We start from the raw sequence: 24,381 nt of genomic DNA on the forward strand, positions 1-24,381 counted from the left end.
CTGCTATCTGCATCACCTTTGTGTTCTGAAACTGTTATTCAAAAGCTTCCCTGTAGCCCCAGAATAAAGTTACGGCCTGCCTCATTCTGACCTGAACCATGGATGCGGTAATCCTTGTCAAACAAATTCTCCACTTCCAGTCGCACTCTCAGTTTATGACTGAGCTGATAGAAACCGGAAAGATTTAACACGCCGTAGCCTGGCGTACCTCCTTGCGGAATGCGTTGGCTATCGCCCATATCTCTGGTTGACAGTCTGTCGGCACGCTCAACCAGATACCACTGCATTTGTCCCCCCCAATCCTGATGCACAGGCTCATAGTCAAGTGCAAAACGCACAGAAGTCGGCATCAGTCTGCTGGGATATTCGCTGGTAAGCTGTTGCTTCGAACCCGGAAAGGTATCGACTTTGCCACTGACATAAGCCGCCAGCACCGAACCTTTAAATTCTTTGCTGATGGCATAGCCGAGTCTTAATTCCAATCCTTTTACATGTCCGTCACCAATATTGGCCTTACTTATCTCAAACTCACCATCAGCATTGATATTACCTGTTACAAAGCGTTCAATCTGATCTTCTATATCAGTAAAAAATACCGAGACATCCACCATCGCCTCAGCCTGATAAAATTTGTAGCCCAGGCTGTAGTTAGTGAAATGTTCTGCTTTGAGATCCGTGCTGGGAATTTCAAACTCATTGCTGCGAGCACTGTCGAAACGAGTTAGATCTGACAGGTTCGGTGCCCTGAAACCCTGCGAAATACCAGCGTAAAAACTCTGCGATGTTGACTGACGGTAATTCAACATCAGATTAAATACCGTGTTACTCCAACGGTTTTCAATAGCAATAGGATCACCGGTTACCGGATCGCTGACCTTGTTCGCATCGACGCGCATATGATTAAACCGGGCACCCGCCAGCAAATCCAGTCCGGATGTCAGTGCTGTTCTTCCCTGCAGGTATAAGCCATGCCATTGATACTGGGCGTCATCGGCTACTGGTCCCTGAACTGGATTGCCAGTGGAAAAGCTATCCACACTATCAATATAACTCTCCAGTCCGTAAACCCAACTGGTGTCGGCATATTCAGAGGTGAACTGAGCCTGAAAGCCCAGGGTATCGGTGGTAATACCTTGCGCATCATAACGATTATTCGTTCTTTCTCTGTCACGACGCTCTTGCTGACTTTGCCAGGACAGCGTCACCTGTAAGTCACTCACAACACCAAATGGCTTGTCGGCACTAAGACGGGCATAGCCCATAAATCGTTTATGACTGAGATCCCGTCTCAGCTCATTACCCAAACTGGTACCGCCAAAAGACGTGGAGTAAATCGTCCGATGGGTACGTGGAACGTCATCCTGCTCAGTGTAAAACGTCGCGGCAGTCAGTTGCCATTGTTCATTCAGTGTTCTTACCCATTTCGCATCCAGATTGTACTCATCGTAGCCTGTATTGAGTTGCTCAATTCCGCGGCCTCTGGTCAAATCACCAAAATCCTTAAGTGTTACACCGGCCATAAAGGCTTGCCCTGCAGCTTCCGAACGTAGACTGCTGCGCAGAATATTGGAATGCTCAGCACTGGCTCCACGATAAAAGTAGTCGATCCGCTGTTCAGAACGGTAAACATCGGTATCCAGCCTGGTGCTGAATACCTGCACTGTACCGCCAATAGCATCAGCACCATACAGGGCCGAAGAGGGTCCTCTCAATAGTTCCATACGACCTACCGAAAAGGCATCGACTGTGTTCCAGTATTGATTGGGTCCTTCTCTGAAGATGGCATTGTTCAAACGTACGCCGTCTACCAGAAATAAGGTTCTGAAGCCGGTGAAACCGCGAATATAGGGGGAGCCTTGTCCATAAGCCGTTTTTTGTACCATCACGCCAGCGGCATCTTTAAAAATATCCGGCAAGCTTCGGTAAAGCCCCGCATCAATATCTTCAGCGGTAAATTGCTCTACAGAATAAGGTGTATGTAATGTTGATCTGGCCACTCTTTCACTGGTGACATAGATGACTTCCATGTTATCAGGCTGTTGGGAAAAAACTGCGAAACTGAGCATTAAAGCGGCAGATACAAAAGGAAAAGTGCATTTCATCACTTCCTCCGTGAAATCCTTGTGAGCCCTGAACTACTGCCGATACCAACTTGATGAAGCTCGTACAAATCAGGGAGTTATTTTTGTGATCAAAGTATAGAAGACAAAAGCAACATTGCTGCAACGGAAAATAACTTAGTTGTAGCATCAGGATCCCAGTGATCGGACAATTCCGGATACTGGCCGCAAAGGTTTCGCTGTGGTGGGCAAGCTGGCGCTAAACTGAAAATCTCAGACCGGATAAGTGATATTTTCGATTTAATTTATATGGGAATTGTTTCTTTGTCCTCTATCCAATAAGGCTGTTTCCAGAGTGAAAAGCAGTAGAAAAGATCTATTTCCCTTACACTAAAATTTCCTGGCCATTTTGTTATGGTACGCTGCAATTCGGCTGGTTTCAGGGCCAATCAGCACAGACAGGTCGATAAAATCGAGCAACTTAAACAGTTACCGGATCACCTTCGCTTTCAGATGAAAGTGGTTACCAGCGTCTTTCCCTATCGTGTTAACAACATTGTTATTGATGAGCTGATTAACTGGGGCAACGTGCCGAACGACGCACTGTTCCAACTGAACTTCCCGCAGCGGAATATATCCGGGGTTTGACGGGCCTTTGTGCTAAGCCACAAATAACGATGATAATCATTGACTTATAATGTCTAATCGTGAATGGTAGTCAACATATCAGGCATTGATCAAGCAATGGCGAGTCGATTGTGAGCACTTCAGGTCAGGACAGTAATACTTCCCGTAAGCGCGGTATCAGAGCATCACGCAGTAAACTCGACAGGGCAATGCTGGCGGCCGGGTTTAAAACTCAGACAGCCCTGGCCCGGAAAATTGCCGAGCAAGAGCAATTAGACGCACCACCTAAGGACATGGTGAACCGGGCCTTTCGTCAGTTGCCTGTAGAGCCTATGTCACTTGAGCGTATCGCCGAAGCCCTTTGTGTACCCGCCTACCAGCTATACCTTACCAGTGAAGACAACCAACACCAGGACAGCCTGCCCGAGCCCGCACCTGCCGCAGGAGAACAGGCGGTCATACCGGGCAATCAGACCACTAAGCCTGGCCTGAGCTGGAAGCGCAGTGCGTGGCTGATTATTCCGTTACTGATTATTGTCGGCGTATACTTCGGGCAGTCGGCGCCGGTTGAATCCACGGCCCCTTCCCGTATCCAAAACCGGGATATCAGCACGTTAAAACTGGCAATAGTGGCATCCCCTGGTTCCTTCGACTCTGCGCTGAAAACTGAATTAACGACACAGTTCAGATCACAGGTCCGGCTTGTGGAAAACTGGCCGCAACAGCAGTTGTTGCAGCAGGATAAACTCGACTGGAGCAAAACCTTAGAATCGGATTACGTTCTCACCTGGGAAACCAGTGAACTTGAGCGTTACACGCAATTGCAGGTTTACCTTATCAATCAACAACAGCGGGTTTTACTCTACAGTGACGCGTTGTTAACGGCCTCACTGGATGATATCCAGGCCCTGCTCGGCCAGAGGATTACCCATGCCTTTGTCAACTACCTGCAATCAGGTGAAATAAAAGCAGAAACCGGGCTGACATTAAATACCGAAGCCTTGCAGCAATTTATGCTGGCGATGCAGTATTTCAATCAGGAAAACACCCTGGCTAATTTATCCCGCACCGAAAGCCGGTTACAAAGGTCATTACGACTGGACAGTGATTTCGCCCGGGCACAGGGAGCGCTGTGCACCACCTTGCTGCGCAAAGCCAGTTTAAGCAGTGATATCGAGATGATTGCTGATACCAAAGAGGTCTGTCAGAAAGGTGTGCAGATAGCTGCGGTTGAAGAGTCGTTGCAAGGCATGGCGAATTACGTCAGGGGTCACGACCAGTTAGATGAATCGATGCACTACTATGAGCAAATTTTGCAGTTTAATCCAGGCTTTACCGATGCCTTGTATGGTAAATCTAAAGTGTTGGAAAAACAGGCTGTATTGCAGAAGCAACCCGATTTATTTGCTGAGGCCATCGATGTTCTCGATGCTGCCATTGATTTGGAGCCAGATGGCTGGCGAGGTTACTTTATCAAATCCCACTTATTGTACCGCCTGGGTAAGCCATCAGAGGCTATCGCTGCACTTGAGATTGGGGTAAGTAAGGAAGCAAACTTTAATACGTTGAACAATATCGGCACCATGTATTTTTGCCAGGGTGAAATGCCCAAAGCCAAAGAGGCGTTTTTGCAGGTAACCGAACTGGAACGCGACCCAAGCTGGATCATTGAGCACCAACTGGCCTCACTGTTTCAGTTTTCAGGTGAAACCGATAAAGCCGTGGAATATGCTGAGCGCGGCATGGCGTTGCTGGATACCGAACAGGTGGATGGCCATTTTGATCCCTGGATCACCAAGGCCCTGGCTTATCAGGCACATGGCAATCAACAGGTTGCCCATGAGAGCTTTGCTAAGGCCCTGAAAATTGCCGAACGTTTGCGCCTGTCGGGTAAAGATCCGGGCAATACCGATATTCAGCTGGTCTATATAAAAGTCGCTGATGCCTATATCGACAACAAGGTTATCAGCGATCCGGTACGCCAGACACTGCTGGATGAACTGAACGAAATAGCAGATAAAGCCACTACCCCCAATGCCATGGTCAGGCTGATGCTATCCTATGTGATGCTGAACCATTATGAGCCTGCCCGCCCAATCTACCAAAGAATAGGGGCTATGTGCCCGGGCTTTGTAAAAGACCCGATTCTGGCTCCACTGGCAACCTGATATCAATCCTCAGAAATAATTATTCATGCTTTTACACCGGGAGAGTTACCTCTCTCCCCGGTTTTATCATCATCCTTATATCCTCCGCCATCTCCCTGACAGCAGCTAACGCAAGTTAACCGTAGTTAACGGCAGTTAACTTTATTGCTTTGTTTTTATTGATTATTTTTGTGCAAGAATCATTTTACCAACACCAGCCTAAAGGTGTTGCACCAGAACGCTAAGAGGCCCCTTGGACTCTGACGGAACCGAACGTTAACAAACTTAAGGAATACAAAATGAAAAAGCTAGTAATGGCTATGATGCTATTCGGGTTTAGCTGTATAACCCAGGCAGGCCTGATTACCGACATTGCCGGCAATCTGCTTGGCGCCACCAATGTCGAAGTCGATGGGAACTTATTTGATGTCGCCTTTGAAGATGGCACCTGTATCGACGTGTTTTCAGGTTGTGATGATAATGCAGATTTCACCTTTAACACACAAAGCGCAGCCATTGCGGCAAGCTGGGCGCTGGTTAATCAGGTTTTTATCGGTATTTTTGACACGGACACCACCAGAACCAATGGCTGTGAAGATATCCACAATTTCTGTTGGGCTTACACGCCTTACGACGTCAATAGCGTGGGTCAAATTGAGTTTCATGCCGCCACCAATGGGCCTGAAGAATATCATGATGGCGTCGCTTGCTGTTCAACCAACGACTATATCGATTTGTCACTTCCTTACTGGGATACCGCGACCTGGGCCGTTTGGTCGGTAGCAGGCACAGACAACAACCCGGACAATGAGCAGGGAACCACGATCCCTGAACCCGCCACTTTGATTTTATTCTCAATGGGATTAATGGTGTTAGTTCGCCGTCACTCGAAGTCGTCCTTTGATTGTGAATCATCGATATAAGTCTGAATAAATGCCCTTGCAAGGCTGAACAATACCACTACCTGCTTTTTGGAGAGCGACAATGAAATATTACCTGGTCATCTGTTTTACGGCAGCCACCCTAATGTTCGGTCTGCCAGCGCTGGCGATGACAACACCGAAAACAGCGCAGGATATTATTACCATCCTGAATGACGCCGCAAAGATATGCTCCAAAGACTGTCAAAAAACCTGTTCAGCCGAGGCAAAGGCTCTGGCTAAGTTGCCTGGGGTGAGTGGTCATATTCAGCAATTTAAACAAAGTGCGACTAACTGCAGGAGTACATTGTTAAATGACAAACAAGGAAAAAGTTCACCGGCGCATATGAATGCCTATATGTCGCTGATGATGGTAGACAGCAACATTGACCAAATTATTAAAGCTGAACAAACACAAGCCAGTACAACTAACAAAGCCAACTCGGCGCCGTCTAAAGTGGATACCAATATTCACGATGCTGATGGTGTTCTGGATATCAACAAAGTGCATCAATTGTACAGCCATTTGCCGCAATTCTGTGACACGCATTTGAACAATCCTGGTGATGTCACCCTGCGTACTTGCCGGGATCAATGCCAACAGGGAGCCGATAAGGTAAAAGAGTACAGTGAAAATTACCTGCACAGTGCAGAGAAAAGCAAATCAGCCACTGGCCTGGATATAATGAAATACAAAGGTCTGATGGCATCCAATTTACAACAGCTGGAACGAACCCTTTCTAAACAAGGCATGTGTTTTTACATCTTAGAAGGCCACTTCAAAAAAGGCCCTACCCCGGATATTTACAAAGCCATCTATGCCGCAGCTCAGGAAGTAAAAGACGGCAAGTGGCCGCCTAAAGCGGCACCCAGTCTGGATTTGGATGAGCTGCTGGTTGAGGAAGACGAAACGCTGGCAGATAAACTAAAGCGCTTGTTTGCCATCGATGCTCCGCAAAAGCTGACGTTCACCGGGGCACAACAGCTGTTTGTTAATACGCCTGAATTTAAAGCGATCGCCGCAGAGGCCAGGAAAAACGGCTTTCACGTTGCCCAAGTGAAACAGTCCATGACCAAACTAAACACTCTTAAAGATAAGCTCGATTCTAATCAATGGCGACGCAAAGCGGAGCAATTCAGTGACTATGGGAGTAAAGCGGAGTTAGTCGAGGCCTTAACCCGACGTTGCGACACCAGCTATCTGAAAGATTTTAATCAGGATCGCCTTTGGATAATGCCTGTTGGCAGACACGGGTTCGAGTTAAATTATCATATCCCTTCTGCTTATTTGCATCGCCTGTGCTTTAACGAGCTCACCCCTGCACTGCAAGCCGACATTGACACAATGACCAGCCGGGAAAGCTATCAAACATGGGTAGAACAACATGTATCACAAGCGCCACTAAGCGGTCGCGCAACGTGCAGGGACTGTCCGCCTGACCGCGTAATGACACCGGCACAATGGCTGCCTGCATGGGCAACCTATGCGCAGACCCGGGCAGATGAATTTGAAAATCAGGGGAAAAACGCAGAATACGTTGCCAATTACAAAGCCGTCATGCAGCAAGAACCGTTCACCCAATGGCTAAAACAACATCAGCAGGAAGTCAATGATGCACAGGATGCACTCAAATCTGCTGCTATGAGTGCCAGGCATCAAATCACTCTGGCCAGTCCGTATAAAATGGAAATGACAAAAACTGGCTTGCACGGTATTGATTATGTTTATGCTTATATGCCCAAACTTGTACAGACAAATAAACCCCGCGCGAATGATGTGCCAAAAGTCCGGTTAACGTCGTTTAAATTGCACGACATGTTAGCCTGTGAGCAGGCATCTTCTTTGTGGCAAGCGTTCATTAAAGATCCTGTGAACGTGGGCTATGACCATTTCCACAAAACCCGTATCGCCATCAGCACCTGCAATGACAAATTTAACTATGTGGCCAATTCCCGTTCCGGCTTTGATGATTTAATTACGGCCAGCTCCATTGGTGGTGATGTAGTACAACAGGTTATTACCAAAGGGCAGTTACAGGTTAACACCAGAGGGACTGTATATAACGAATATATTAAGTTCCAGGGTGTTGACTACCTCGATTTCTACGGCCTGTATTCTGTTAATGAAAAACTCAAACAATTAGCTGCCCGGCTCAGCTCTGATCAGGAATCGGCGAAAAATCACTTTGCTACACTCACCGCCGATGAATACCAGCAGATAACGGGTATCGATATCAATGACAAACAAAAAATCGTACAAGCGATGGAGGACTATAAAAAACAACAAAAACAACAAAAACAACAAGCCTTGATAGAGCGCATGGGGGGCCAGGCAGACAAACAGCAGACCATTGAAAAAGCGAAAGTATCAGGCTCAGCGCTGAAAATGGAACGATACGGACGCTGTTTAAGAGATGGAACGGCGAATACCTATAACTGCGAATGTTTAGCCGATGCCTACGTCAAACAAAAAGCCGCAAATCCAGCTTTAGATGATTACCAGATTCACAAAAACACCTCGGCGCAATGTTTTGATTTAACCGCAATAGCAAAAGTCAAAAATAAGGAATGCACAGGTCGGCAAAAATACGGAACTTCTCTTAAAACTGACTGCGAATGCTACGGTAATACCTATGCAAAACTGGTGACCCAATCAGGCAGACTCACCCGCGCTGACCAAAAAAGAGCCGGTTCCGAAGCCCTTACAGCCTGTTCAAAAGGGTTCCCACAATGACATCAGGCTACTCAACTCTCAAGTGGGCGCACCTGATGACAGTACTGGCCATCAGTGCCAGCTCTTATGCCAGCTTTGATGCCAGCTCTGCCTCAGAGCTGCAGGTACTCACAGCAGACAATCGTCTGGATGTGGGCAATGCGAAGATACTCGCTGGCAAGCTGGAGCAGATTTGCACCAGTCGCTTTCATAATCAGGCGCAGGCCTTTCAGTGTAAATCCGCCTGTGGCGGATTAGATGAAGCCGTCAGCGGTGTGTCGACCCATATCAACCGGCAGGCAAATCCGACGATTATAAAAAACAGTCTTAAAACACTGGTACAACGCACCTTACAATGCAATCAAAGATGGCAGCGTGATTTCCCTCAGGAATTTAAACCTTTTGCTCTGCTGCTAAAAAGCCTGCATGAAGGCCGAATGCCACAACCGGGCAAGCCTGCACCACAATTACAAAATAATCCTGCACATTACGCCGAGAACCTGAAACAACTGGCACCACAGTTGTCGTCGCTGGGTAATGTCTGTCACGAATCCTTGTTCAGAGACAGTTGCCTGAAAAGCTGTGATATCAGCACGGATTCAGTGAACCTGGCCGAGACCCTGCAACAGGGCACATGGCAAAGTTTAAGCAGCATGAATGAAGAAACACCCTGGGTAAAAGCACTCAGAACAACCTCCACTGCATTGCATCAAAAAACCCGGCAATGTGCTAAGCATTATGGCCGCACACCGGCAGGTGTTTTGTCATCGGTGCAACTGATCAGTAAAACGGTGCAGGACAAAGCCAATGAAGTGTATAGCCGCCATTTAGAAACGGAAAAACTCCGCCGCGAGGAATTAGCCCGGCAACGGGACGCAGAGCTCCAGCAACGGAACGCAGAGCGCCAGCAACGCAAAACCGAAGAACAGCATCGTTATCAGCAGGAAGTCGCCAGATTGCATCAATGCCGCAACGACAGCCCCTTTGATGGCTATAGCGGCTGTAGTTATCTCACCGCCATTTATGACGGTAACTTTCAACAGGCGATAAGCCTGGAGTTACAGACTTCGAATCAGTTTAAAGACGGCTGGTTAAGCAAAACCAACCGGGAGCTGGCAAAAGGAACCCCGCTGGAATTTTTGACAGCGCTGCAGGATACCGGATATCGGGCTTTCACTTTTATTGATAAGTTGATAACGGTTTATTCAGCATACTACAGCGCCGCATATCCGGGTTGTCTGGGCGATAACCCGATAGAAATTACGTTAACGACCGAAGTCAGCACTGAGTATAAAAATGGATTTGGGAGCGTTGTCCATTTTACTAAACACCTGGAGACCGATTACCTGTTAATACCCAGGAGACTTTACGATAAATTTGGCCTGGCAGGTATCGGCACCCGCGGTTTGGGTATTTCGACAATAGCAGAACAAGCATTAAAGGCAGGCAGTGAGCAACAAGGGTTATCGACCCTGGATGTGACGATGGGCCTCAGCAGCGCGATGGATAATTACGGATGTGACAGCGCTACGATGCGCAAACTGGAGCAGCAAATGCTTAGCTACCAGGCCCACCGCCAGCAATATAACCGGCAATTCGGTGGCGGATAACATGGGCAGAATAAATTCATACCCTGCAGAACAAGAAATCAGGCAAGCCTCCCGTCGGATGATGCTCAGGTTTGAGTCATCTGCTGTGAATCCGTTATGAATCGCCTAACAGAATGGCTCAGATGCGTATTGCCGCAAGCAGGGAAATCGCACCAAAAAGCGCCCTGCTTATCAGCAGAAACGTCGTCAGCGACCAATATAACACAGCTCTACAATGAACTGCGCCATATACAGCAGCAACTCCTGGAAGAGATTACCGCCAGGGTGAGCATTAAACACGGCGGTTTTACATCTTCGGAAACTGGTAATAAAGGTATCCGTGAAGGACTCAGGCTGGCTAAAGAATGCATCAGAAGTGTTGACCCTTGTTGGGTTCAGGTTTCCTCATGGGAGGGGCTGGCCGAAGATCAAAAGCAGTACCTTGATAACCTGCTTCACCAGTTACAACAGCATCCGCCAAAAGCAGCCGACGCTTTACTTAATCAGCAACAACGCCAGGCAATTTTATCAAACCTGACCACGCTGAAACAGGACATCTCATCTAATGCGAGTCATACCTTGGATAACCAGGCTGATACGCTAAAACTGACCGACATTCAGACCCACAAACGCCAGTTTATCAATACTATCAGCGAGAAAATAAAGCAGACTTTAATCCATTTCAGCGATAAGGATGTGGAAATTAACACTCAACTGGTCTCTTTGCAGAGTTTACCCGCACAGCAATACCTGAATAGCACCCAACTCCCCCTTGAACCTGCCAGCAGAGAGGTTCTGCAACAGGCACTGGACAACATCAACGCTCAGCAACAGCTATTTAATGCGCAGCCTGGTTATAAAGGGGTTTATGAACTGGTCGGGCTCAACGATGCGGCAGAGGTAATCAGACAAAAACTGCGAACCATCACTAACAATCAATCACAAACAAAGGCATGACTGAATTTATGGCCTTGCAAACAAAATTGCCGCCCTTAATGGCCGTACCAAAACACCTGCCGTATGCGCAAATACAAAAGCTCTACAGTGACCAGCTGGATAACAAATTTGAAGCGTTCTTTAGTAACGCCGAATAAACCTCTCGTTGGCCAGATGAGTCTGAAAGGTTAGTGCTCAAACATATTGATCTTAATGGGAACGCGGAGATACAACCTGCACTGTAAAGGATTCATAACAGGGCTAATTTTACAGCACTGAAATCCCAATGTAATTTTGTTAGAGTACGCTGCATTTTGCACCCCTAATTAAAGGAAACCTATGCAGCAAGTCGTTCAGATACAGTCCGCACAGAGCTACAGATCGCCTGGCTTCAAGGCCTATCAGCACAGACAAATCGATAAGATCGAGCAGCTAAAGCAGTTGCCGGAACACCTGCGCTTTCAGATGAAAGTGGTGGCCAGCGTGTTCCCCTTTCGTGTTAATAACTTTGTTATCGATGAGCTGATTGACTGGGACAACGTACCGAACGACCCGCTGTTCCAGCTGACCTTCCCACAGCGCGGTATGCTGGATGATGACTCCTATGCCCGCATGGCGTCATTATTACGCACCGATCCGACTTCAGAGCAGGTGATGGCGCTGGCCGAAGATATTCGTGCCAGACTCAACCCCCACCCGGCCGGGCAAACGGATCATAATGTGCCACAGCTTGATGGCGAACGGGTCGAAGGCATGCAGCATAAGTACCGTGAAACCGTGCTGTTTTTCCCGGCGCAGGGTCAGTATTGTCATTCTTATTGTACGTTCTGTTTTCGCTGGGCCCAGTTTGTCGGTAAAGCCACCCGCTTTAATAATAATGATGCCGAACAATTGCATCAGTATCTGCGCGAACATAAAGAAGTCACAGATCTGCTGGTCACCGGCGGAGACCCCATGGTAATGCGTACGGTTAAACTACAGGCCTACCTTGAGGCCCTGACTCAGCCGGAGTTTGACCATATCCGCACCATCAGAATCGGTACCAAATCGCTGACCTTCTGGCCCTTTCGTTATGTGACTGACCCAGATGCCGACGCATTGCTGGAACTCATCAGCAAGCTGGTACAGGCGGGCAAACATGTGTCCTTTATGGCCCATATTAACCATGTGCAGGAATTACGCACCGATATCACCCGTGAAGCCATCCGCCGTATTCGTGCAACCGGCGCACAAATCCGCTCTCAGGCACCGCTGTTGAATAACATCAATAACGACGCCGATATGTGGGCAAACATGTGGAAGGAACAGACCCAGCTCGGCATCGTGCCCTACTATATGTTTATCGAGCGTGATACCGGTGCCAAACGTTACTTTGAGATCCCGCTGTATAAGACCTGGGAGATTTTCCGCCAGGCCTATAAGCAGGTATCCGGTGTCAGTCGCACCGTACGCGGGCCATCAATGAGTGCAGGCCCCGGCAAGGTTGAGATCTCGGGCGTGGCTGAAATTAAAGGTGAGAAAGTCTTTGTACTGCGTTTTATCCAGGCCCGTAACCCTGACTGGGTACAACTGCCGTTTTTCGCAGAGTATGACGAAACCGCTACCTGGCTGAATGACCTTAAACCCGCCTTCGGCGAACAAAAGTTCTTCTGGCAGGATGAATACGAGGCTATGTTAAAAGCCGACTAAACGCCCGGATATTAATCACCACAGAGGCACAGAGCGAACAGAGTCAGAAGAGTTTTCAGTTGCCAGCTCTCAGTCTTCAGTTTTGGGAACTGACAACTGAGGCTGATATCTGACCACTTAAACTACCATACCTCCGTGTTCTCTGTGGTGAATCATTCTCTTCCAGTGGTTAATGGGAAAAAACCTTCGACCACGAAAAACACTAAACCCACGAACAACGCATGATCCTGTAGCCCGCGATGCAGCGAAGCGGAATCCGGGGATACCCTCGCCTTGCACCAGCCCCTATTCCACTGCGTCTTTGCGCCTCTGCGAGATCAATATAAACCACCGAGATATTGATGGTTTAATACCCTTCACTTCTCTGTGCCCTCTGTGTCTCCGTGGTTAAATTGCTCTTCCGTGCTTTTTCTGACCACTGATAACTGAGGGCTGACAGCTCTACAACTGCCCGAATGCAGTAGAGTGGCCGGTCTGCTTTAACCAGCGCTGGGTAACCGTTTTACGTTTGGTGTAAAAACGCACCCCATCGGGGCCATAAGCATGTAAATCACCAAACAAAGATTGTTTCCAGCCACCGAAGCTGTGAAAGGCCATGGGCACCGGCAGCGGGACATTCACCCCCACCATACCGGCTTCAACCCTACTGCTGAAGCGATTAGCCGCCGCACCGCTTTCGGTAAAGATACAGGCACCGTTGCCATACATATGGGCATTGGCAAGACTGATGGCATCATCCAGCTCGTTGACTCTGACCAGACTCAGCACCGGGCCGAAGATTTCCTGCTGATAACAGCTCATGGAATCGGTCACCTTATCCACCAGGCTCGGCCCCACATAACAGCCCTTAGCCGGTAACATGGCATAGTCGCGACCGTCACGCACCAGATGTGCGCCCTGCTCTTTGGCTTCGCCCAGAATCGTATTCACCCGGTTTACCGCAATCTGATCTATTAGCGGCCCCATATCCGCCTGTTGATTATTATCCGCCGAGAGTTTCAGCTCATCCATTTTCGGCAACAGATGCTGAATCAGCCGGTCAGCGGTATCCTCACCCACACAGACCGCCACACTAATGGCCATGCAGCGCTGTCCGGTGCCGCCAAAGGCAGCACCAATCAAAGTGGCGGCGGCGTTTTCCAGATCGGCATCGGGCATAATAACCGCATGGTTCTTAGCGCCACCCAGCGCCTGCACCCGTTTACCTGCACCAGCCGCGCGCTGGTAAATGGCTCTGGCGGCTACGGTAGAGCCGACAAAACTCACGGCCTTGATATCAACATGATCGATCAACGCCTCGGCGGTATCACGGCCACCATGCACAATATTAAATACTCCGGCTGGTAAACCCGCTTCTGCCAGTAACTCACCTAATCTGGCTGCGGCCAGCGGCACTTTCTCCGAGGGTTTAAGAATAAAGGCATTGCCGCATATCAGCGCCATGGGGATCATCCACAGTGGCACCATGGCCGGAAAATTAAAGGGCGTAATCCCCAGCACCACACCCAGGGCATGAAATTCCGACCAGCTGTCGATATCGCTGGCTACCAGACGGCTATGCTCGCCTTTTAACAGTTCGGGCGCGCCGCAGGCGTATTCCACCACTTCCAGGCCCCGTTGCAGTTCGCCTCTGGCATCGGCCAGGGTTTTGCCATTGTCCAGGCTAATCAGCTCCACCAGTTGATCCTGATGCTGTCTGATCAATCCGCGCAGATTGAACATCACCTGAGCGCGTTTATGTACCGGGGTGGCAGCCCAGTGTTGCTGGGCTTTTACTGCGCTGGCAACGGCTTTGTCTACCGTTTCCTGTGAGGCCAGTGGCACAGTGGCGAGGATCTCACCATTAGCCGGATTGATATCCTCCAGCACAGGTTCAGCGGTAGTAAAGGCCTGGTTATCTATCCAATGGGAAAGTGTTTGCATTAATAATCCTTAATAAGTTTTTAAGCTTTGGCGTACTCGGTAATGGCTTCGGCCACCCGGGCAAAAATCTCATGAATGTCCTGCGGCTGGCTGATAAAAGGCGGCGCGAAACTTAAGTTATTGCCACCGAAGCGCACATACACGCCCTTTTCCCAACAGCGGGCACTGATGTCGCTGGCCCGTTTAAGAGGATGAGCCGGGTCCATTTCAATCTGAACCGCACCGGCAAGACCGATATTGCGAATGTCCTCCACCAGCGGCAGGCCCTTAAGATCGTGAATGGCATTTTCAAATACTTCGCTTAAGGCCCTCACCTGCTCCATCATCGCAGGGCTGGCGATCTGTTCGATGCTGGCCAGCGCAGCGGCACAGGCCAGAGGGTGAGCGGAATAGGTATAGCCATGCATAAATTCGATACTGTATTCATCGCCGGGCTGGTCCATCATGGTCTGATAGATTTCCTGACTGGTGATCACCGCCCCCATGGGCACCACACCGTTGGTCAGCGCCTTGGCGCAGGTGAGCATATCCGGCTGCACATTAAAATAATCGGCCCCAAATACTTCGCCCATGCGCCCGAAACCTGTGATCACCTCATCAAAAATCAACAGAATATCGTGCTTGTCACACAGCTCGCGCAACCTTTTCAGATAACCGGCCGAGGGAATGATAACGCCGCCAGAACCGGCCATAGGTTCGACAATCACCGCGGCAATATTGCTGGCGTCCTGCACTTCGAGAATCTGATTCAGGGCATCGGCCAGGTGATCGCCCTCGGTGGGCAGGCCACGGCTGAAAGTATTTTCTGCCAGCAAGGTATGAGGCAAATGGTAGGCATCCAGTGTCTGACCATAGCTCTTGCGGTTAGGGCCGATGCCGCCGACGGAAATGCCACCGAAATTGACACCATGGTAGCCTTTGGCCCGGCCGATGAATTTACTTTTCTCCGGTTTACCCTTGGCCCGCCAATAGGCGCGAGCCAGTTTCAGCGCGGTATCGGCCGCTTCTGAGCCGGAGCTGCAATACAGCACATGGTCAAGATCACCGGGCGCCAGCGCTGCCAGTTTCTCTGATAATTCAAAAGCCTTGGGATGACTGACATTAAAGGCTGGTGCATAATCCAGCTCATCTAACTGCCTGGTGATGGCCTCTTTGATGGCCTGATTGCCATGGCCTAAAGGCGAACACCACAAACCCGACAGGCTATCATAGAGCTTATGGCCATCCGGTGTATGGTAAAACAGTCCCTCTGCCTTACTGACCAGCCTCGGCGACTGATGAAAACGCCGGTTACTGGTAAAGGCCAGCCAGTGATGGCGCATGGATTCAGGGGTAGGCTTAGTTTGACTCGACATAATGCTGTCCTGTTGTGTTTCTGCCGGAATAAGGATTGTTGTTTTACTATGATCCTCTTTTATCGTTGTGATTAATTTATGACAAAAACTTGTGCGGATAAATTCACAACTGATACAGTTCAGTTTTGATTTACTTAAACTAAGAATCCCAGCCGTCATGCTCAATCAACGAAAACTGCGCCAGGTCAGTAATCTGGACCTGAAACTGCTGAAAACCTTTCTTGCCGTAGTCCAGGCGGGCAGCTTTACCGGCGCTGAGAGTATACTGGGGTTAAGTCGCTCAGCCATTTCTATCTATATTTCCGATCTTGAAAAACGCTTAGGCATGAAGCTCTGCTCCCGGGGCCGGGCCGGATTCAGCCTGACACTGGAAGGCCAGACCGTGTATGAAGCTGCATTGAGGCTGATGAGCGCTGCCGAGCAGTTCCAGGAAGAGGTGAACAATACCTACTCTGTACTCAAGGGTGAGCTGAATATCGGCATTATCGATAATCTGGTCAGCATCCCCCATCGCACTATCAGTCAGGCGCTGGCCAGACTCAAGCAAACCAGCAGTGAAGTTAAAGTGAATATCCGCATGAGCAACCCGGCTGATATCACCCTGGCGTTACTCGAAGGTGAACTCGATATAGGGGTGATGCCGAGCCTCACGTCAATAGATGGCCTGAAACTGCGCCCCTTGTACAGCGAAACCAGTTCGCTGTACTGCTCAGAGCAGCATCCTTTGTTTAACCAAAGCGATAAGCTTGAAAATATTCAACAGTGCAGTGCCGTATTGCCCGTCTATGCCGAACAGATGAACCTGCCGCAGCTGTTCGATAATCTGGATGTTGCGGCAACCTCCAACAACCGTGATGGCGTGGCTTTTCTGGTGCTGACCCACGAATATATCGGCTTCTTACCCGACCACTACGCCAGCCGCTGGGTAGATAAGGGCGAGATGCGTGCTATCCTGCCCCGGAAATTCAGTCTGACCACAGATTTTTATATCGCCACCCGCCAGGCCCAGCGTAACCGGCGGGTACTGGATGTGTTTCTGGATGCACTGGGCATGACAGATGCCTGAGGTCTGCCGAGTCAAACTGTGACCGTCAGCACAGGCAATCTCATGTTATGAGGCATCGGGTACCTGAGGCGCCATAGCTGCTGTTCATCGGAGTATGTTATCGTTTGCCCGGAATATACAGCCCTGCCAGTGGCCCAACACGCAGACATCGAAAGCAACACAATTGGATATTCTATTTTGCTAACAATTAGCCGGATAACAGCACAATAATGCCTGACTTATCAGAACAAAACGACATTACATTCAATCAGGGGGCAAAAGTAACAATACTGACACCAGGACTGGAGCGGACTCCCGTGATTGTTCTGGATGATGTTATCCACGATCTGCACCCCTTGCGTAGTAACGCATACAAGATGCCGTTTAGTGCACCCGAAAAAGCCGCTTACCCCGGTATACGTGCGCCATTACCCTCTGTATATACACAGAAATTGCTGCAAGCCATTTATACCCTGATAACCGACATATATCAGATACCCGGGCATTTAAAAATGTATCCCCTGAATATGTATTATTCGCTGGTAACAACGCCGCCCGATAAACTTACCCGATTGCAACGGGTTCCACACTTCGACAATCTGTCACCCTACTATTTTGCTATCATGCACTATCTGGCGCCAGAGCCCCACGGGGGAACCGCATTTTTCCGACATCGACCTACCGGGTTTGAGAATATCACCGCCCCGCGCTTTGACCAGTTCAGAAAAAATGCTGAAGCGCATATGGCTTCTCATGGCGAACCTGAGGCGCGCTATCAGTTAGAAACTGACAGTCATTTTGAACGTATAGACAGCGTGGAATACTGTCAGAACAGACTGATGATCTATCCCGGCACCTTGCTTCACTCAGGGCTGATCGATTCGAACACAGATATTAATCCCGACCCGGAAACAGGCAGACTTACCGCTAACCTGTTTATTGAATTTAAGTAACAGAAACAGGTATTCAGGCTTAACTAACCTGATCCCGGGACAGACCGGAAACAGTCTTCGACACATTTTCAGCACCGTCGCTAATCTCCGCGATGACCCGCGCCACTTGCTGAGTCAATTCATGTCCCTGCCTGGCTCTTTGTGATATTGAAGAAATCTGGTCTGTAACGTTTTCCGTCAGAACCTGATTTCGCTTAACCACCTGGGTAATCTCCTGCGTAGATTTACTGGTGCGGGAAGCCAATTGCCTGACTTCATCCGCCACCACTGCGAAACCTCTGCCCATCTCCCCGGCGCGGGCCGCTTCAATCGCGGCATTAAGGGCCAGTAAATTCGTTTGTTCTGCGATTGAATTAATCGTGGAAACGATGGTACCAATTTGCTCTGACTGCTGATTAAGCTCTTCAACAGCCTCCACCGATTCCGAAACCTGACTCTCAATGTCTCTCGAGGTGCTAATGGCATTGTCAAGAATATCCGCCCCCTGCACAGCTATCTGAGCCGTTTCAACAGCCGTAGAATAAGCTACTTCAGCGGCTTTACTCACTGCCAATGACTGCTCAACGCGCGCAGAGATATCCGCCGCAAATTTAATAACCTTCACGACCCTGCCGTTTTCATCCGTTACGGGGTTGTAGGTGGCCTCCAACCAAACCCGATTATTCCTGAGACTGATTCGCTCGAACTGACCGGTTTTGATGTTCCCATCCTGAAGTTCGCGCCAGAAATCGGGGTACTCATGATAAAACTTATCGGTGCAAAATATCCTGTGATGCTTGCCCACAATGTCCGCGTCGGTGCACTCCATCGTCCGTTTAAAATTAGCATTGGCTTTAACGATATTACCGTCTGTGGTGAACTCAATAATCGCCATACTTTTGTTCAGTGCCTCTGAAACCGCCAGCTGTGATCGCAAAGACACATATTCACTGGTAGCGTCAGTTGCAATCTTAATCACTTTTACCACCTTATTATTTAGGGTAACGGGGAAATAGGTTGCTTCCAGCCATACCGGCGCGCCACTGCTGTTTTTTCGCTGAAATGTACCGGCCTTGCTTTTGCCATCTTGCAAATCCTGCCAAAACTGAAGATATTCCCTGCTTTGGGTATAATCCTGTTCACAAAATATGCGGTGATGATTGCCAATAACCTCGCTTTGCTGATATCCCATCACACTAAGAAACCGGGAATTAGCCATCAATACTTCTCCGGCCGGGGTGAACTCAATGTAGGCCACATTACTTTGAATCGAGTGCACGAGGGCACGATGCTCACTTACTTCACGCTCTAGTTGGTCAATCTGTTTCACAAGGCCACGATTAAACATTAACTTCACCTCTACTGCACAATAGGTAAATGCTTTCCTTGTCTATTTATATTCCATAAAATTATATTAAGCCGATTTATACAGTAGAGGCCTGGAAATGGATCAGTATTTTTACTGACAGCTTCACCTAATTCTTGGAAGGTATTGAGTTGGTAGGATGCAAATACTCTATCTGGCGCTTCACCAGATATCGAAGAAATGGACAATGCCAATTAGGGATTGGAAAGCGGCTATGAGCCAGTTTATGATTATGCACAGTGACCGCGTATCACTATGATAAACAGCCACTTACACAAAAGATCTTACAGTCTCGACGTCAGGCGTGTAATTGCCCCTAAAACGCTACTAACGCTATCTATTTGATTCTTTGCCAGACTTCATACTCAACCCGCTTATCGCCTTCCCAGCGACTGTTATACCAATACTCTCCTTCCACCTTTGATTTAAAGGAAAACGTGCCACCGGGTTTAACGCCAAACGAGTTATAACCCAATGTTTCTGTATAATTGCCCTGCTCAAATGCATAGGTGCCAGTGCCGGATGCCCAGAACTCATCACCTTTCATTGACGTAAAACTAAAGTGAGAGCCGGAGATAACCTTAAGGGATTTCATTTCTATAGCCTGGTAATCAATCAGCTCCCCCTTTGGGTCAACATACTCACCGGAAACCAGTTCCCATGCTCCTTCAAGTTCACTCGCACCAGCCACGGTAGCTGTTAATGCCAAAAAGATGACCAATATTCTAATCTGATTCATAACCATTCCTTTCTTTTCGTTAGAAATACTCAGCAACAAGGAGTTCTCTGTCCTCCTCACCTTATGCCAGGGATACATCTGTATTATCCGGGGAGGCAGCCTAGCGCTAGCCTTTTGGATCCACAAACAGAGATATAAGTGGTTAATATTGCCTGATTTTTTTGATTGATGAAGGGCTTTAGTTGTGAATACCACGCTGACTACGACCAAAGTTCTAGATCGTGCACAGTGGCAGATTGTGAGGTTAATGCTTTTCTGATTCGTTTTTCATCAATAAAAAAGTCAGATATATCTTAGTGGGCAGGGAGAGAATCATTCCAAAAGCGACAAAAAAGGCACTGAGCAGAATACCACTAACACCCATAGCCTGGACTGCCGGGCTAAAATGCAGAAAGACCCCGATAATAATCAGGGTAATTCCGAGGATCATGATCATTTTAAGGACTTTTATGAACATCAGATTGGTCATAAGGCACCCGAAACTATCTGCGTAGCAACTCAGCCTAACCCGCCATGATTAACCTGTATTGATCCAGGTCAGTTTTTGAGCAATTTCACTGGCCAGCAGAGCTGCCGGCCAGGTATCCGAATGATGATTTTTAGTTCACAAAACCTTCATTAGCCTTAATCGTCAGCGGATGATAGCCGGGTTTCGCCTGTTCAAAGGCTTTTTTGGCAAAAGCTTTACCTTCAGGTGTTTGTGACAAAGCCTGGTACAAAGGCTTGACCAGTTTATTCCGACCAATGCTGGTAAGGTAATCATAAAGACGCTGATAGGCCGGCTGGTACTGATTATTCACCGCCATCAGCAGCCAGCTGTGCGCAATCTCATTATTGCCCGCCTGAGTAAGATTAAAGGCTGCGTCAAGTTCTGACATCTGCGCTTCATTTAAAGCATCGGGCATATTGTTCAGAAAGTAGAGCCACTGATGAGTGTTCCAGTTACCGGTGCTAATATCCGAAGCCTGAATTTCTCCCTGCAGCCACTGTTCTCTGGCTTTGTCTACCTTCACAAAAGCATCGGACTCAGCATCCGGCGCATTTTTTGGAATACCCGGTGCAAAGATCCACTGATGAATACGCTCACGGGACAACTTATCGGCATGATCTTTCAACAGTGTTTGATCCAGATAGCTGACAAACTGATCTGTAGTGATACTCTCGAAAGCAAAGTCTGTGAAATACTGCATAAGGAACTTATCAAAGGCTTCGCGCCCGACTTTTTGTTCCAGTTCACGAACAAAAAGTGCACCTTTTTCATAGGGAATATCAGAAAATACTTCATCGGGATCACGACCGCGCAAATCAATAGCAAGAATTTCGTCCTCTTCAGGCAAGGCTTCGATATCCGCCTGTAAAGATTCCATCCCTAATACAAACTCCATCTGCTCCCGTTCTTCACCATAGATCATCTCCATGATCCGGTAAGTCAGGTAGGTGGTGAAACCTTCGTTCAGCCAAAGATCCCGCCATGTGGCATTGGTTACAGTATTACCTGACCACGAATGGGCCAGCTCATGGGCAATCAGAGACACCAGGCTCTTATCTCCTGCGATCACCGTGGGCGTAATAAAAGACAAACGGGGATTCTCCATACCACCAAAAGGAAAAGATGGCGGCAGGATCAGCAGGTCATATCTGTCCCAGCTGTAGGCGCCAAACTTCTCTTCGGTGGCAATCAGCATGGCTTCAGTATCTTCAAATTCATTCGCGGCGGCGTCGAGAATCTCTTTTTCAGCATACACGCCAGTGCGTTCGCCCATGGCTTTAAATTCCAGATCCCCCACAGCCAGTGCAATCAGATAAGACGGAATAGGTTGTGGCATGGTGAACTCATACACGCCTGATTTCTCGGCCTGTGGATCATTGGCAGCGCTCATAACAGCCCGTAATTCTTCAGGAGTATGAATTCTGGCATTGTACGTTACCCGCACCTGAGGCGAATCCTGTAAGGGTATAAAGCTGCGTGCATGAATAGCCTGGGCCTGGGTAAATAAAAACGGGTGCTGCTTACCCGCAGTTTGTTCAGGCGTTAGCCACTGTACGCCAGATGCCTGGGGTGACGTACTGTATTGTACGCTTACCTGTTGTGCATTAGCAGGGAGCTTTATCTGTAGCGGCGTACCAAGATGTGGATCAGTTTCACCCAGGCTGTATTCCACTGGCTGGCCCATAGACGTTACACCATGAATATCCAGCTCGCGGGTGTCCAGCATCAATATCGAAGCATTTAGCTTGCTGCGTTCAAATTGCAACATCACTTCACCAGAGAGCACCTTATTGGCGAAATCCACGTCCAGATCCAGATCCAGATGGGTAACACGTATTTCATCCGGGTTGGCAAAAGAATGATAATCTTTTTGCGCCTCAATCGTTTCGGGGCTGTCTGTTGTGGCAACGGGTGCGTCGTCAGATGCAGTTGACTGCCCGGTTGTCTGGGTACCTGAATCGCAGGCTCCGAGGAAAAGTGTCGCACTGAGCAACAATACGCTATGGATGGCTTTCATCTTTTATCCTTATGGTTATGATGACAGAAAACATTTTGCCATAAATTGAGGTCATATGACGGTATTCTATATTATTGGTTTTTTATTTCTGGCGCTGGTCATTATTATCCCCCTTTTGGAGCGCTCCAAAGTGCGCATGTCAGACGAACAAATGGGAAAAATCAGCCGCTGGGTCTGGCCGCTAGTGATGATATTACTGATTACACAGATGCTTTATCTGGTGTTCAGTAACTGACTGAATTATCGAATTGCATCGCCCTGCCCTAACCTGACCAACTGCAATGGTTCCCTTATAATTTCTTAACAGCCTGCTCTTTGCAGGAGCATGAGATGGTAAAGAACACGTTCGCAGACTGGTTAGACGTGCCGGGGCTTAAAGGAAAATCAGATGTTGTTCTGCAACAGATAAACACCTGTTACCTCGGGGCCAGGCAGGCTCAAAAAGATATTGCAGGCATGTAGCAGGTTATCCCTTCCGACTTTCAATGTAAGGAGTAGCCCGCCAGGCAGATACATGAATGCTCAGGAGAAAAATCTGTGAGTAACACTGAGCAGCTAGTTAGGGTGATTGGCGACTGTGAGCCTATTTCTGACGGTCTCGGGGAACCTGGTAGCTTAGTTAGAAGTCAGTATGACTGGAAGTGGTTAAATCAGATCTGACTATTTTCATTCCAAATCCCTGAACGGTTACAAGCTTCGTCTGCGGGATTATGACTATGACGCGCAAGTGGTCGAAGCTATGGCTCGGGTTGCCATTTTGAACAGATGGCCTCATTAGGGATGCCAGTCAGTGGGACGATCCGCTAAGCCCAAAGGGTTAAGGGTAAATCCAACTTGTAGACGAATTGATCAACAGGGCCCGTATAGATTGCAGTAAATTTGATTATGATCACTAAAATGTAATCAGCTACTGACTATGCTTAACCTGTTGAGATTGAGCCGGGTTTGTTCTGGTCAGGCGGCAAGTGTCATTGCAAAAACACACTTTACATTGGGGAGGAAGATAATATGCGAACACGTAATATTTTATGGCCTACTGATTTTTCTGATACTGCGTCACATGCTTTGCGATATGCCATTGAAATGGCGAATTTGTATCAAGTGGGCATTCGTATTTTACACGTTGTAGGTCAGCCTTTGGGTGATCAGAATTATATGATTCTTTCAATAACTCCCGAAGAGTTAGCTAAAAATATGGAAGATGCTGCTGCGGCTAAAATGCACGAGTTATTAGCTCAGTTAAATACTGATTTAGAGATTGAAACAGTTATTCGACGCGGTGACGCCATTGAAGAGATTTTGGCCGAGGCCAACAGCGGTGAAATTGGTATGGTAGTGATTGCCAGCCATGGAAGAACAGGACTGTCCCATTTCTTGCACGAAAGTGTTGCAGAAGCGATTGCCAATAAAGCTGATTGCCCTGTGTTAGTGGTAAAATAAAATTGACGATGATCTCTTGTCCGATTGTGATATTCGACGGGGTAAAAATCTGCAGCGATTTGAAAAATGTTAGCTCAGACAAGGGCTCATAGTTAATGAGGCTGTCTATCCTCGAGATTGGCAACAGATCAAATCCTCAGTGATGGCACATGGCACGTAACCGCCCCTGGCAAAGCATTGTAAGGCTGCATAGAGCGAGAAGCGGAAATTGGCTGGGAAGTTTGGTAGGTTGGGCAAGGAACAGCTTGAGTGGGTGGAAATTTTTGGGATCAACGTCTCTGACCCTCTTGTTTTCTCTTGTTTTTGGTCAACATGGCGTGGGCATTCATGGCGTTTCCTGACGGGTCTTGTTTTGGCGAACGATCTGATCACCCAGGGCGGGATTCCACTTTG

General features: G+C 48.3%; 20 protein-coding genes. 13 read left to right on the forward strand and 7 right to left on the reverse strand.

Annotated elements, in window-relative coordinates; genetic code table 11:
• Positions 1-38: 38 nt before the first annotated feature.
• Positions 39-2,102, reverse strand: coding sequence for a TonB-dependent receptor (locus CDA54_RS07030; protein ID WP_099034275.1), 2,064 nt, complete (start codon positions 2,100-2,102; stop codon positions 39-41).
• Positions 2,103-2,474: 372 nt separating this feature from the next.
• On the opposite strand from CDA54_RS07030, the gene CDA54_RS07035 reads away from it, so the two are divergent.
• The 7 genes from CDA54_RS07035 (at position 2,475) to CDA54_RS07065 (ending at position 12,681) form a co-directional block, all read left to right on the forward strand.
• On the forward strand, positions 2,475-2,708 hold the full coding sequence (locus CDA54_RS07035; RefSeq protein ID WP_099034276.1) for a hypothetical protein: 234 nt from the start codon (positions 2,475-2,477) through the stop codon (positions 2,706-2,708).
• A 110-nt stretch (positions 2,709-2,818) separates the two neighbouring features.
• Complete coding sequence (locus CDA54_RS07040) at positions 2,819-4,855, forward strand: tetratricopeptide repeat protein (protein WP_099034277.1); 2,037 nt, start codon at positions 2,819-2,821, stop codon at positions 4,853-4,855.
• A gap of 278 nt (positions 4,856-5,133) precedes the next feature.
• Positions 5,134-5,757, forward strand: coding sequence for a PEP-CTERM sorting domain-containing protein (locus CDA54_RS07045; RefSeq protein ID WP_099034278.1), 624 nt, complete (start codon positions 5,134-5,136; stop codon positions 5,755-5,757).
• Between the two features lie 61 nt (positions 5,758-5,818).
• Complete coding sequence (locus tag CDA54_RS07050; RefSeq protein ID WP_099034279.1) at positions 5,819-8,488, forward strand: hypothetical protein; 2,670 nt, start codon at positions 5,819-5,821, stop codon at positions 8,486-8,488.
• Entirely contained in the window at positions 8,485-10,077 is a 1,593-nt protein-coding gene (locus CDA54_RS07055) for a hypothetical protein (RefSeq protein WP_099034280.1), read from the forward strand. Before CDA54_RS07050 ends, CDA54_RS07055 begins: the two co-directional genes overlap by 4 nt.
• A gap of 96 nt (positions 10,078-10,173) precedes the next feature.
• The gene (locus CDA54_RS07060; RefSeq protein ID WP_099034281.1) at positions 10,174-11,013 is read left to right on the forward strand and encodes a hypothetical protein; all 840 of its coding nucleotides are present in this window, start codon (positions 10,174-10,176) and stop codon (positions 11,011-11,013) included.
• A gap of 318 nt (positions 11,014-11,331) precedes the next feature.
• On the forward strand, positions 11,332-12,681 hold the full coding sequence (locus CDA54_RS07065) for a KamA family radical SAM protein (RefSeq protein ID WP_099034282.1): 1,350 nt from the start codon (positions 11,332-11,334) through the stop codon (positions 12,679-12,681).
• Between the two features lie 441 nt (positions 12,682-13,122).
• Here the strand turns inward: CDA54_RS07065 and CDA54_RS07070 are convergent, their stop codons facing one another.
• Positions 13,123-14,604, reverse strand: coding sequence for a CoA-acylating methylmalonate-semialdehyde dehydrogenase (locus CDA54_RS07070; RefSeq protein ID WP_099034283.1), 1,482 nt, complete (start codon positions 14,602-14,604; stop codon positions 13,123-13,125).
• A gap of 20 nt (positions 14,605-14,624) precedes the next feature.
• Complete coding sequence (aptA, locus tag CDA54_RS07075) at positions 14,625-15,959, reverse strand: omega-aminotransferase AptA (RefSeq protein ID WP_099034310.1); 1,335 nt, start codon at positions 15,957-15,959, stop codon at positions 14,625-14,627.
• Between the two features lie 157 nt (positions 15,960-16,116).
• Between aptA and CDA54_RS07080 the strand changes: the two genes are divergently transcribed.
• Both CDA54_RS07080 and CDA54_RS07085 read left to right on the forward strand, forming a co-directional pair.
• Positions 16,117-17,025, forward strand: a complete 909-nt coding sequence (locus CDA54_RS07080) for a LysR family transcriptional regulator (RefSeq protein ID WP_099034284.1) — start codon at positions 16,117-16,119, stop codon at positions 17,023-17,025.
• Between the two features lie 209 nt (positions 17,026-17,234).
• Entirely contained in the window at positions 17,235-17,957 is a 723-nt protein-coding gene (locus CDA54_RS07085) for a DUF6445 family protein (RefSeq protein WP_099034285.1), read from the forward strand.
• Between the two features lie 19 nt (positions 17,958-17,976).
• Here the strand turns inward: CDA54_RS07085 and CDA54_RS07090 are convergent, their stop codons facing one another.
• The 4 genes from CDA54_RS07090 to CDA54_RS07105 form a co-directional block, all read right to left on the reverse strand.
• A complete protein-coding gene (locus CDA54_RS07090) occupies positions 17,977-19,284 on the reverse strand; it encodes a methyl-accepting chemotaxis protein (RefSeq protein ID WP_099034286.1) in 1,308 nt (435 codons plus the stop codon).
• A gap of 355 nt (positions 19,285-19,639) precedes the next feature.
• Complete coding sequence (locus CDA54_RS07095; protein ID WP_099034287.1) at positions 19,640-20,041, reverse strand: hypothetical protein; 402 nt, start codon at positions 20,039-20,041, stop codon at positions 19,640-19,642.
• Positions 20,042-20,285: 244 nt separating this feature from the next.
• On the reverse strand, positions 20,286-20,510 hold the full coding sequence (locus CDA54_RS07100) for a hypothetical protein (protein WP_099034288.1): 225 nt from the start codon (positions 20,508-20,510) through the stop codon (positions 20,286-20,288).
• 130 nt (positions 20,511-20,640) lie between these two features.
• Positions 20,641-22,548: a M1 family metallopeptidase gene (locus CDA54_RS07105; protein ID WP_099034289.1), complete on the reverse strand. Its 1,908-nt coding sequence runs from the start codon at positions 22,546-22,548 to the stop codon at positions 20,641-20,643.
• 55 nt (positions 22,549-22,603) lie between these two features.
• Between CDA54_RS07105 and CDA54_RS07110 the strand changes: the two genes are divergently transcribed.
• The 4 genes from CDA54_RS07110 to CDA54_RS19695 form a co-directional block, all read left to right on the forward strand.
• Positions 22,604-22,783: a hypothetical protein gene (locus tag CDA54_RS07110; protein WP_099034290.1), complete on the forward strand. Its 180-nt coding sequence runs from the start codon at positions 22,604-22,606 to the stop codon at positions 22,781-22,783.
• A 95-nt stretch (positions 22,784-22,878) separates the two neighbouring features.
• Complete coding sequence (locus tag CDA54_RS19935) at positions 22,879-23,010, forward strand: hypothetical protein (protein WP_268235314.1); 132 nt, start codon at positions 22,879-22,881, stop codon at positions 23,008-23,010.
• Positions 23,011-23,556: 546 nt separating this feature from the next.
• Positions 23,557-23,988: a universal stress protein gene (locus CDA54_RS07115; RefSeq protein WP_099034291.1), complete on the forward strand. Its 432-nt coding sequence runs from the start codon at positions 23,557-23,559 to the stop codon at positions 23,986-23,988.
• 208 nt (positions 23,989-24,196) lie between these two features.
• On the forward strand, positions 24,197-24,381 hold a 185-nt coding region (locus CDA54_RS19695), incomplete at its 3' end, for a hypothetical protein (RefSeq protein WP_218962380.1).

Origin of the sequence: Lacimicrobium alkaliphilum (genome assembly GCF_002591895.1) — a bacterium.
Lineage (GTDB): Bacteria > Pseudomonadota > Gammaproteobacteria > Enterobacterales > Alteromonadaceae > Lacimicrobium > Lacimicrobium alkaliphilum.

Coding starts and splice junctions, on each gene's coding strand:
- CDA54_RS07030 (WP_099034275.1), bottom strand. CDS start 2,102: ATGAAATGCACTTTTCCTTTTGTATCTGCCGCTTTAATGCTCAGTTTC.
- CDA54_RS07035 (WP_099034276.1), top strand. CDS start 2,475: ATGGTACGCTGCAATTCGGCTGGTTTCAGGGCCAATCAGCACAGACAG.
- CDA54_RS07045 (WP_099034278.1), top strand. CDS start 5,134: ATGAAAAAGCTAGTAATGGCTATGATGCTATTCGGGTTTAGCTGTATA.
- CDA54_RS07050 (WP_099034279.1), top strand. CDS start 5,819: ATGAAATATTACCTGGTCATCTGTTTTACGGCAGCCACCCTAATGTTC.
- CDA54_RS07055 (WP_099034280.1), top strand. CDS start 8,485: ATGACATCAGGCTACTCAACTCTCAAGTGGGCGCACCTGATGACAGTA.
- CDA54_RS07060 (WP_099034281.1), top strand. CDS start 10,174: ATGAATCGCCTAACAGAATGGCTCAGATGCGTATTGCCGCAAGCAGGG.
- CDA54_RS07065 (WP_099034282.1), top strand. CDS start 11,332: ATGCAGCAAGTCGTTCAGATACAGTCCGCACAGAGCTACAGATCGCCT.
- CDA54_RS07070 (WP_099034283.1), bottom strand. CDS start 14,604: ATGCAAACACTTTCCCATTGGATAGATAACCAGGCCTTTACTACCGCT.
- aptA (WP_099034310.1), bottom strand. CDS start 15,959: ATGTCGAGTCAAACTAAGCCTACCCCTGAATCCATGCGCCATCACTGG.
- CDA54_RS07080 (WP_099034284.1), top strand. CDS start 16,117: ATGCTCAATCAACGAAAACTGCGCCAGGTCAGTAATCTGGACCTGAAA.
- CDA54_RS07085 (WP_099034285.1), top strand. CDS start 17,235: ATGCCTGACTTATCAGAACAAAACGACATTACATTCAATCAGGGGGCA.
- CDA54_RS07090 (WP_099034286.1), bottom strand. CDS start 19,284: ATGTTTAATCGTGGCCTTGTGAAACAGATTGACCAACTAGAGCGTGAA.
- CDA54_RS07095 (WP_099034287.1), bottom strand. CDS start 20,041: ATGAATCAGATTAGAATATTGGTCATCTTTTTGGCATTAACAGCTACC.
- CDA54_RS07100 (WP_099034288.1), bottom strand. CDS start 20,510: ATGACCAATCTGATGTTCATAAAAGTCCTTAAAATGATCATGATCCTC.
- CDA54_RS07105 (WP_099034289.1), bottom strand. CDS start 22,548: ATGAAAGCCATCCATAGCGTATTGTTGCTCAGTGCGACACTTTTCCTC.
- CDA54_RS07110 (WP_099034290.1), top strand. CDS start 22,604: ATGACGGTATTCTATATTATTGGTTTTTTATTTCTGGCGCTGGTCATT.
- CDA54_RS19935 (WP_268235314.1), top strand. CDS start 22,879: ATGGTAAAGAACACGTTCGCAGACTGGTTAGACGTGCCGGGGCTTAAA.
- CDA54_RS07115 (WP_099034291.1), top strand. CDS start 23,557: ATGCGAACACGTAATATTTTATGGCCTACTGATTTTTCTGATACTGCG.